6 protein-coding genes are annotated in these 9010 nt (G+C 66.0%); 2 read left to right on the top strand and 4 right to left on the bottom strand.

Annotated elements, in window-relative coordinates:
- Positions 1–1226 (bottom strand): tandem-95 repeat protein (locus AC2YG9_RS22390; RefSeq protein ID WP_487300220.1); only part of this gene is annotated, 1226 nt, incomplete at its 3' end.
- Between the two features lie 500 nt (positions 1227–1726).
- Here AC2YG9_RS22390 and AC2YG9_RS22385 point away from each other — a divergent pair.
- A complete protein-coding gene (locus tag AC2YG9_RS22385) occupies positions 1727–2812 on the top strand; it encodes a helix-turn-helix transcriptional regulator (protein WP_487300219.1) in 1086 nt (361 codons plus the stop codon).
- Positions 2813–2860: 48 nt separating this feature from the next.
- Here AC2YG9_RS22385 and AC2YG9_RS22380 read toward each other — a convergent pair whose 3' ends face one another.
- Entirely contained in the window at positions 2861–6112 is a 3252-nt protein-coding gene (locus AC2YG9_RS22380) for an amidohydrolase family protein (RefSeq protein ID WP_487300218.1), read from the bottom strand.
- Between the two features lie 49 nt (positions 6113–6161).
- On the opposite strand from AC2YG9_RS22380, the gene AC2YG9_RS22375 reads away from it, so the two are divergent.
- The gene (locus AC2YG9_RS22375) at positions 6162–6392 is read left to right on the top strand and encodes a sulfurtransferase TusA family protein (RefSeq protein WP_487300217.1); all 231 of its coding nucleotides are present in this window, start codon (positions 6162–6164) and stop codon (positions 6390–6392) included.
- A gap of 15 nt (positions 6393–6407) precedes the next feature.
- Here the strand turns inward: AC2YG9_RS22375 and AC2YG9_RS22370 are convergent, their stop codons facing one another.
- Positions 6408–7328: a YihY/virulence factor BrkB family protein gene (locus AC2YG9_RS22370; RefSeq protein WP_487300216.1), complete on the bottom strand. Its 921-nt coding sequence runs from the start codon at positions 7326–7328 to the stop codon at positions 6408–6410.
- Positions 7329–7558: 230 nt separating this feature from the next.
- Positions 7559–8686 (bottom strand): CaiB/BaiF CoA transferase family protein, encoded by a 1128-nt coding sequence (locus AC2YG9_RS22365; RefSeq protein ID WP_487300215.1) that lies wholly within the window; start codon positions 8684–8686, stop codon positions 7559–7561.
- Positions 8687–9010: the final 324 nt, after the last annotated feature.

Below are 9010 nucleotides of genomic sequence, written 5' to 3'. Positions count from 1 at the left end.
CCGCTGACCGTGAAGGCCATGCCTGACGCGTTGTCGTAGCTGGTCGCCGTTTCCAGCCAGCTGTTCACGTCGCCGGCGATGCCGTTGTCGGTCTTGAAGGTGCCGACCAGGTTGACCTCGCCGATCCCGACGATGGTGATCCCGCTTTTGTTGACCAGCACGTTCTCGGAATAGGTCCCGGCGGTGATCTGGATCGTGTCGCCGGCCTCGGCGGCGTCAATGGCCTCCTGGATGGTGGCATAGCCACCCGCGCCCACGACCAGGGTGTCGTTCGGCACCGAGTTGATGGTCAGGTCCACCTGACCGACATCGGTCGACGTGCCGTCGCTGGCCGTGAAGGTGAAGCTGTCCGAGCCGTGGTAGTTGGCGTCGGGGGTATAGGTGTAGGTGCCGTCGGGCTGAAGCACCAAGACGCCGTGAGAGGGACCGGTATCGACCGCATAGGTCGGAACACTGTCCGGATCCGTGGCGGTGACCGTGCCCTGGATCTCGGTGTCCTCGTCGCCGGAGTTTGTGCTGTCGTTGGCGACGGGCGGGTCGTTCACAGCCACGACGTTGACCGTCAGGGTCACGTTTCGCGGCAGGCCGCCGTCAAGCACCGTGTAGGTGAAAACGTCCGTGCCGGTGCTGTCGGGCGCGGGATCGTAGGAATAGGTCCCGTCGCTGTTGATGGTCAGGGAGCCGAAGTCCCCGGCAATCGCGACGCCGACCGTTCCCGGAGTTCCATCAAACGAGATGCCGGTCACTGAAAGCTGGGAGTCGATGTCGTAGTCGTTGGCCAGGACGTTGCCGAGCACGTTGGGACCGTCTTCCGACGCATTGGCCGTATCGGCCCCGGTGATCGCCACGACGTTGCGGGCCGAGACGTTCACATCGAACATCACGCCGTTCATCCAGAGCTTTTCGAAGGCGTTCAGAACATCGGTGCCGTCGATCGTGCCGGTCGTCAGGGTCAGCAGCGCGCCGGCCCAGGTCCCCATGACCGCAGGCGAGGTGCTCGCCGCCTGGACGGTGGTGTTCTGGTAGCGGGCCGTATCGGTGCCGGCCAGGCCGTACAGGTTGTCGTTCCCGGTCCCGCCGGTGATGTCGTCATCGCCGCCGCTGCCCCGGAGGATGTCATTTCCGCCAAAGCCGTTGATGACGTCATCACCGCCCAGGGCGTCGATGGTGTCTTTGCCGTTGGTGCCGTCGATGGTGTCGTTACCGGCCGTGGGGAAGTTCGCCATGATGTAGTCCCGCCCTGATCTGCACGGCTCGCCCGCGCGGTTGTTGATCCGCTGGCGTCAGGGAGGCGATCGAGGCGCAAGCTCTCACACTGGCTCACCAAGGCGAGTCAGATGGGTAAGCTCAGCAATTAAAGGTACGACCCGGCAATTGATGAACAGATCAGCAAGTCCGGAAGCGCGTCCCCCAACTGATTAACGACCGCCCCCGCGGCCAGCTCAGGTCAACATTAATGCCGCTTTAACCCGCACTGACAATACCTAAACACACACTATCAGAATCATGCGCTTTTCTATAACTTCGATGGATCGCGCGCATCTATAGTTTGCGAGTACGTGTAGCTCATTTGGATTATGTGCACCACGCAACCGGCGTAGCTTTATTGGGGGGCTTTTCACGGATCGGCGTTCATGCAACTCTTCCGAGCCCGCCAGTGAAAGACACTTCAAGACGGCATCCGGGGGGGATGTTTGGTTCGAACTGGTTGAGGCGAGGGGGAGTGATGGCTGTTGCCGAGTGGGCGTCGATGTACGACGTGCTTTCCGAAGAAATCGACTGTGACGGTCTGGCGCGAATGCTCGCCGAAGCAACGGCGTGTCCGTGGGCAAGCGTCGCCACCGAGCAACCTGACGGGGTCACGCAGGTGTTCAGCAACGCCGTCTTCAGCGGCCTAGGGGACCTCTACACCGGAGACTACGCGGACAACGATCCCTGGCGTGTCCGCCGGCCGCGCCTCTACGACACCGCCATGGTCACCGACAGTTTCCTGCCCGAAGCCGACTGGCGGGGATCCACCTTCTTCAATGAGGTCCTCCGCCCCCACCGGATCGACCCGGGCCACTCGATGGTGGCCGCGGTGCGGCTGGAGGGCGGCGCGGAGGCCGTTATCGGGGTTGGCCGCCCGGCGGAGGCCGGGCCGTTCAGTGAGGCGCATCAGGCCAGCCTGACCTCCGCCCTGCCCCATCTGCGGCGGGTGCTGAAGCTGAAGGCGCGGCTCGATCAGGCGCAGGTGTCGTCGGCCTTCGCCGACGCCGCCCTCGACGCCTTCCCCATGGCCATCTTCCGGATCACCGCCGGCGGCATGGTCTGTCACCAGAACCGGCATGGCGGACAGATTCTGGAGCGTGCGGACGGATTGACCGTGCGCGGCGGGCGCCTGGTCGCCACCCATGAAGCCAGCGACCTGGAACTGCAGGCGGCCATTTATCACGCCTTGCACCGCAGCGGCTCGGTGGCCTCGATGGTCAGCGCCCGCAAACCCGAAGACGGCTATCTGTCGCTGATGGTTTCGCCGATCTCGCGGCGGGGCGAGTCCCAGGTGCTGATCATCGCCCACGGCCCGCAGTTTGACGGCGGGGCCCGCCGGTCGCGGGTCAGCAGCCTGTTCCGTCTGTCCTCGGCGGAACTGGAGTTGGCCATGGGCCTGCTCGAGGGCCACACCTTGAGCGATATCGCCGCCATCCGCGGCGTGGCGATCAACACGCTGCGCGTCCAGCTTCGCAGCATCCTCAAGAAGACCGGGACCTCCCGCCAGGCCGAGCTTGTGGCCCTGCTGGCGCGGTTGCCGATCATGCAATCCGAAAGCTAGTAAAAGAGGGAGGGGACACGTTGAATTTCAACGTGTCCCCGCATGCCGTTAGTCGCCCGTGTGGTCGGTCGCCTCCGTGGTGACCGTCCCGCCCCAGGTGTCGCCGCCGGCCTGCTGGTGCCAGAAGGGCTTGCGGGCCCGGCCGCGGCCGCCGACCTCATTCATGTCGTTGTCGAACAGCCGACCGTTGATCATGGTGAAGCGGATCGTCCGGGTGTTGCGGATGTTCTCCAGCGGGTTGGCGTCGAGGATCACCAGGTCGGCCAGCTTGCCGACCTCCAGCGAGCCGATGTCGCGGTCCATGCCCAGCGCCTGGGCGCCGTTCAGAGTGGCCGTGCGCAGGGCGTTGAGCGGGGTCATGCCGCCCTGCTCCATCATCCAGATTTCCCAGTGCAGGCCCAGAGCCTCGCGCTGGCCATGGGCGCCGGCCTGAACCAGGACGCCCTTGTCGTTGAGCTCTCGGGCCACGGTCGCGATGCGGATGTGGTTCAGTTCCTCCGGCGGGATCTTGAATGGCCGGCGCGAGCGGGCGTCGAGGATGCGGCGCGGGACATACTTGGTGAGGGTCGGGTCCTCCCAGACGTTGGTCGTCTCGTACCAGTAGTGCTCGCCCCAGGCGCCGCCGTAGGCGACGACCAGGGTCGGCGTGTAGGCCGTGCCCGTCTGCGACCATAGCTGCTTGACGTCGTCATAGATGGCGGCGACCGGGATCGAGTGCTCGACGGTGGTATGGCCGTCGATGAGCATGGTCATGTTGTGCTGGAACAGCGAGCCGCCTTCCGGCACCACCGACATGTCCAGGCTCCGGGCGGCCGCGATGACCTGTTGGCGCTGGTCGCGGCGGGGCTGGTTGTAGCTCTTCACGCTGAAGGCGCCGGCCGCCTTCATGCGGCGCAGATGGGACAGGGCGTCGTCGGCGCTTTCGATCTTGGCGGTGAACGGCGTCGTCGCTCCGTAGAGGATGGTGCCGGTCGAGAAAATGCGCGGGCCCACCACTTCGCCGGCCTTGGCCAGCTCGCTGTGGGCGAAGATCTCGCTGGTGTCGTTTGACGGGTCGTGGATCGTCGTCACCCCGAAGGCCAGGGCGGCGTAGTTGATCCAGCTCTGCTGCGGGATGATCTCGTCAGAGCCCATCGAACCATGCCAGTGGGCGTCGATCAGGCCGGGGATGATGGTCTTGCCGGAGACATCGACGACCTTGGCGTCGCCCGTGCCCACCGCGCCCCGCTTGCCGATGGCTTCGATGCGGTTGCCGTTGAGGACGATGACCCCGTCCTCGATGACCTCATCGCCCTTCATGGTGATAATCCGGGCGCCGACCAGAGCGATCTTGCCGGTGGGGGCGTCGTAGGCCTGACTGAAGCCGAGCTTGATGCCGCTTTCGGGAGCCTTGGGCAGCTCCTTGGGCGCGCCGTCAACAAAGGCGAAGGCGTCCTTGAGGTCACGGCTGTAGAGCTCCGGTCCGAGCGACCACCAGAGGCGCTTGCTGTCGCCTGACCAGTGCAGCCACTCGCCGGCGTCTCGGGTCACGCGGGTAACCGGCAGGGCCTTGCTGTCGGGCCCGATCTCGACCGGCTTGCCGGTGAAGACCAGGGGCGCGACGTAGGCGTTGAACCGCTCTGTCCAGGCCACCCACTTCTCGTCGGGCGCGATGGCGTACTCGCCGGCGTTGGCGCTGGTGAGGTGGACGCGCGGGTCGCCGCCGTCCAGCTCGGCCGATTTGAGGGCGCGTTTGCCCTCGGCCTCGAAGCTCATGAAGTAAACACGATCGGACGCGGCGCCGAACTGCGGCAGCACGCCGTTGGAGGTGATCTCCCTGGGCTCGCCGCCGGCGGCCGGCACGCTCCACAGGCCGGTCTCGCCGCCCCACAGGGCGCTGGTCAGATAACCGTCCTGCACGGTTCGGTAGACGATGGTGCGGCCATCGGGGCTGAAGGCCGGCTCGACGTAGTGGCCGGGCTTCTTCGAGACCACCCTACCCTCGCCGCCGCCGGCGGCGACGACGCGGATCGTGCCGAAGGCATCGTCATTCCAGGTGGTGTAGACGATGGACGACCCATCGCGCGACCAGGACGGATAGAGTTCGAAATGGTCGCTCTGGCTGGTCAGGCGTTTGGCCTGGCCGCCGTTCACGTCACGGACCCACAGCTTGCCAAGCGCCTCGAAGACGACCTTGTCGCCGCGCGGGGAAACCTCGGCCCAGCGGATCATCTTCACGTCGAAGGATTTCGGCGCGACGTCGACCTTGGCGCGGACCACGCCGGTGACCCGGCGGGTGGTCTTCACATGGAAGGGGATGTCGGCGACCGTCCCGGTGGCAGCGTCGATCTTGCGGATCTTGCCGCCGGCCCAGAGCACGACGGCCTTGTTGTCCGGGGTCCAGGCCATGTTGGGGTAGACCCCGTGGACCGCCCAGGTCTCCTGCATGTCGCGGTCGAGGGCGTCGTAGACCGGGGTCTCCTTGCCGCTCTCCAGGTCGCGGATGAAGAGGGTGGTCTTGTAGCGAACCCGCCGAACGAAGGCCAAACTCTTGCCGTCCGGCGAGGGCGTCGGGCGGATCGAGCCGCCGGGGCCTGTGACGTAGCTGCTGGTCTCGCCGGTCTTCCGGTCGAGGCGCTGGATCACATAGATCTGGGTGTTCGGGTCCTTGCTGTACTCGAACTGTCCGCCGGGCGTGGCGTCATCGCTGAAGTAGAGATAGCGGCCGTCGGGGCTGAAGGCCGGTTCGCCGGTGTCCTTCTGCTCGGTGCGCTTCTTGGTCAGCTGGATGCCGTCGCCGCCGGCCCGGTGATAGAGCCACATCTCGCCGGCGCCGAGCGAGCGACCGGAGGTGAAGTGCTTGCGGCCGACGATGTATTCGCTGTCGGGCGACCAGGCCGGCTGGGTCAGCAGACGGAAAGTTTCCTTGGAGACGGCGCGCATGTCGGAGCCGTCACGGTTCATGACCCAGATATTGTCGCCGCCGCCGCGGTCGGAGGTGAAGGCGATCCAACGGCCGTTGGGCGAATATCGGGCCTGCATGTCCCAGGCGACGCCGCTGGTCAGGCTCTTGGCCTCACCGCCGTTGATCGGGACGGTGTAGAGGTCGCCCAGCAGGTCGAACAACACCTCTTTCCCGTCGGGGCTGACGTCGACGCTCATCCAGGTGCCGGTGGTGGTGTCGATGGGCACGTCCTTGAACGGTCCTGGCGGAGCGTTGACGTCCCATTTGGCGGGGTCCGCCTTCTTTGGCGGGGCCGCGAAGGCCGGCGTGATGATGAAGGATGCGCCAACCAGCGCCGCGACCAGACCCCGAAGCATGACGCCCCCTGAACTTGTTTAGGGGGCGGACCCTAGCTATCGGGAAGGCATGAGCCAAGAGCCGCTGCTGATCGACGCGAGAGGCCACCGCTGCCCGGTGCCGACCCTCAAGCTGCGCAAGGCGCTGGAGGGGATGGCCGTCGGCGATCTGGTGCAACTGATCGCGGATGATCCGATGGCCAAGGTGGACGTGCCGCACTTCGTGGCCCAGGGCGGGCATTCGGTTGTTGAGCAGGTCGAGGCGGATGGAGCGGTCAGCTTCCTGATCCGCAAGGGCTAGCCCATCCCCTACCGCTCAGAGCAGCGGCGCGTCCTCAAAATCCAGGGCCGGTTGGGCGATGGCCAGCTCGACCTCGGTGGCGATGGCCCCGCCGAGGAAGACGACGTTGACGTTCCAGCTGAGCCAGATGAGGAAGACGACCACGGCCGAGACAGAGCCATAGGTGGCGCCCAGGTGGGCGATCTGTTCGACGTAGAAGGCGCTGGCCCAGCTCGCGCCCACGGCCAGGGCGGCGGCGGCCATGCCGCCGATGATCGAGGCCCGCCAGACGACAGGTTCGCGGCTCATGGCGTAGCGGTAGATCAGGGTCATCGCCAGGGTGATGCCGATGCTGGTCCAGGTCCATTCGCTGAGCAGCACGGTGCCGGCCAGCGGCTTGACGTCCAGGGCCGAACTCATCAGCCGCAGCATCAGGAACATGGCCGAGACCACGCCCATCAGGACGAAGGCGCAGATCAGCACGATCAGGGCCATGAAGTTGAAGTTCCAGAAGCCGCGCTGGTTCTCTTCGTCATGGATGAAGGAGAGGCCGGCCAGGAGGGCCTTGAAGCCCCGGTGGGCGGCATAGCCCCCGATGATCAGGGCCAGCAGGCTCTGGGCCGACACCGCCTGCAGCGGGGCGTGGGCCAGGCGGACCAATTCGCTCTCGAAGAGGGCCTGGGCGCCGGGCGGCATCAGGCCGGTGAAGGCCTCGGCTCGCTCGGCGATCTTGTTGGGGTCCATCAGCAGGCCGAACAGGCCCATGCCGATGGCGATGGCGGGAAAGGCCGCCAGCATGGCCCAGAAGCTGACCCCGCCGACGTAGAGCATGACGTCCCGGCCCCACAGCCGCGACAGGGACTTGCCGGCGACACTGAGGGTCAGCCGCACCCAGTGGGCCGGATCGAGGTTTCGCCAGTGAGACAGAAGCGCGAAACGGGCGCGGGTATCGGACATCGCGGGAACCTGCCCGTAACCATGACGCAGCGCAATACAAGACGGCGCGCCGCCCGGGTTACCGAGCGACGCGCCTCCAGGATGACCTTGCCTTCGTCCTGTATGCCCTTCGGCGCCGCTTTCGAGGGACGGGAGAGCGCGGCGCCTCCAGTCACAATGCGAAAATACGAGTCGCCGGCTGAACCGTGGCTGAATGGAACGTGTCGCTTCAGCGTCAGATTTCTCGGCCCCTACAGAGCGCCGGAGTCCTGCAATTTCTTGATGGCGTCGGACGAGAAGCCCCAGTCGCTCAGGGCCGCCTCGTTGTGGGCGCCGATCTTGGGCGGCGGCGCCTGGATCTTGCCCGGGGTGGCGGAGAATCGGGGGGCCGGGGCCGGCTGGATGACGCCTTCGACGGTGACGAAGGTTTCGCGGGCGACGTTGTGGGCGTGTTTGGGGGCCTCATCCAGGTCGAGGATGGGGGCGAAGCAGATGTCGGTGGCGTCCATGATCTCGCACCACTCGGCCTGGGTCTTGTTTTTCAGAACGTCGGCCAGCTTCTGGGTCAGTTCCGGCCACTGGCTGCGGTCCATCTGATGCTGGAACTGCGGGTCGGTGATGCCCGTCTTCTCGAGCAGCAGGGCGTAGAACTGCGGCTCGATCGAACCGATCGAGATCCATTTGCCGTCGGCGCACTGGTAGGTGTCGTAGAAGTGGGCCCCGCCGTCGAGCAGGTTGGAGCGGCGGGTCTCCTGCCAGGCGCCCATGGCCTTGAAGCCGTAGAACATGGCCATCAGGGAGGCCGCGCCATCGCTCATGGCACAGTCGATGACCTGGCCCTGGCCGCTGCTGCGGGCATGGATGACGCCGGCCAGCAGGCCGAAGGCGAGGTAGAGGGCGCCGCCGCCGAAGTCGCCGACCAGGTTGAGTGGCGGGATCGGCTTCTCATCGGTGCCGATGGCGTGCAGGGCGCCGGTGATGGCGATGTAGTTCATGTCGTGGCCGGCAGCCTTGGCGTAGGGGCCGGTCTGGCCCCAGCCGGTCATGCGGCCGTAGACGAGCTTGGGGTTGCGCTTCAGGGCCACATCGGGGCCGAGGCCGAGGCGCTCCATGACGCCGGGGCGGAAGCCCTCGATGATGCCGTCGGCCTCCTCCATCAGCTTCAGGCAGGTTTCGATGGCGGCGGGGTTCTTCAGGTCCAGGGCCACCGAGCGGCGGCCACGGGCGGTGATGTCGGCGGGCGAGCCGCGGCCGGCGCCCTTGCGGTCGATGCGAACGACATCGGCCCCGAGGTCCGACAGCAGCATGCCGCAGAACGGTCCCGGACCGATTCCCGCGAACTCGACGATCTTCAGACCGGACAGGGGCCCCTGGGCCATAGGCGTTTCTCCAACGAGGTGTTTTGCCGCGATCTAGAAGCACTGCCGCACGGTCAGGCAAGCCTCGGCGAAGGGCTGAGCGACGGTGGTCTATCGAAGCGGCGGACCATTATAGCGCGGAACGGCCCGGTCGAGACCAAAAGATCCGGGAAAGATCAATTTCTACAGGAGGTTATCGCCTACCGGCATGCACCGGTCGACCGCCGCGGATGTGCGTTTTGACCGCTGAGGAACGCCAATGGACCACCCTGCGGCCACCCGGAACTTGAGGCTGTCGATCGGTGAAGGCCGATGGCCGTCGTTTCGGCGTCAACCGTTCGATGA

The organism is Caulobacter sp. SRI_014 (assembly GCF_057586315.1).
This window is presented reverse-complemented; position numbering and strand designations above follow the sequence as displayed.

Coding starts and splice junctions, on each gene's coding strand:
- AC2YG9_RS22385 (WP_487300219.1), top strand. CDS start 1,727: ATGGCTGTTGCCGAGTGGGCGTCGATGTACGACGTGCTTTCCGAAGAA.
- AC2YG9_RS22380 (WP_487300218.1), bottom strand. CDS start 6,112: ATGCTTCGGGGTCTGGTCGCGGCGCTGGTTGGCGCATCCTTCATCATC.
- AC2YG9_RS22375 (WP_487300217.1), top strand. CDS start 6,162: ATGAGCCAAGAGCCGCTGCTGATCGACGCGAGAGGCCACCGCTGCCCG.
- AC2YG9_RS22370 (WP_487300216.1), bottom strand. CDS start 7,328: ATGTCCGATACCCGCGCCCGTTTCGCGCTTCTGTCTCACTGGCGAAAC.
- AC2YG9_RS22365 (WP_487300215.1), bottom strand. CDS start 8,686: ATGGCCCAGGGGCCCCTGTCCGGTCTGAAGATCGTCGAGTTCGCGGGA.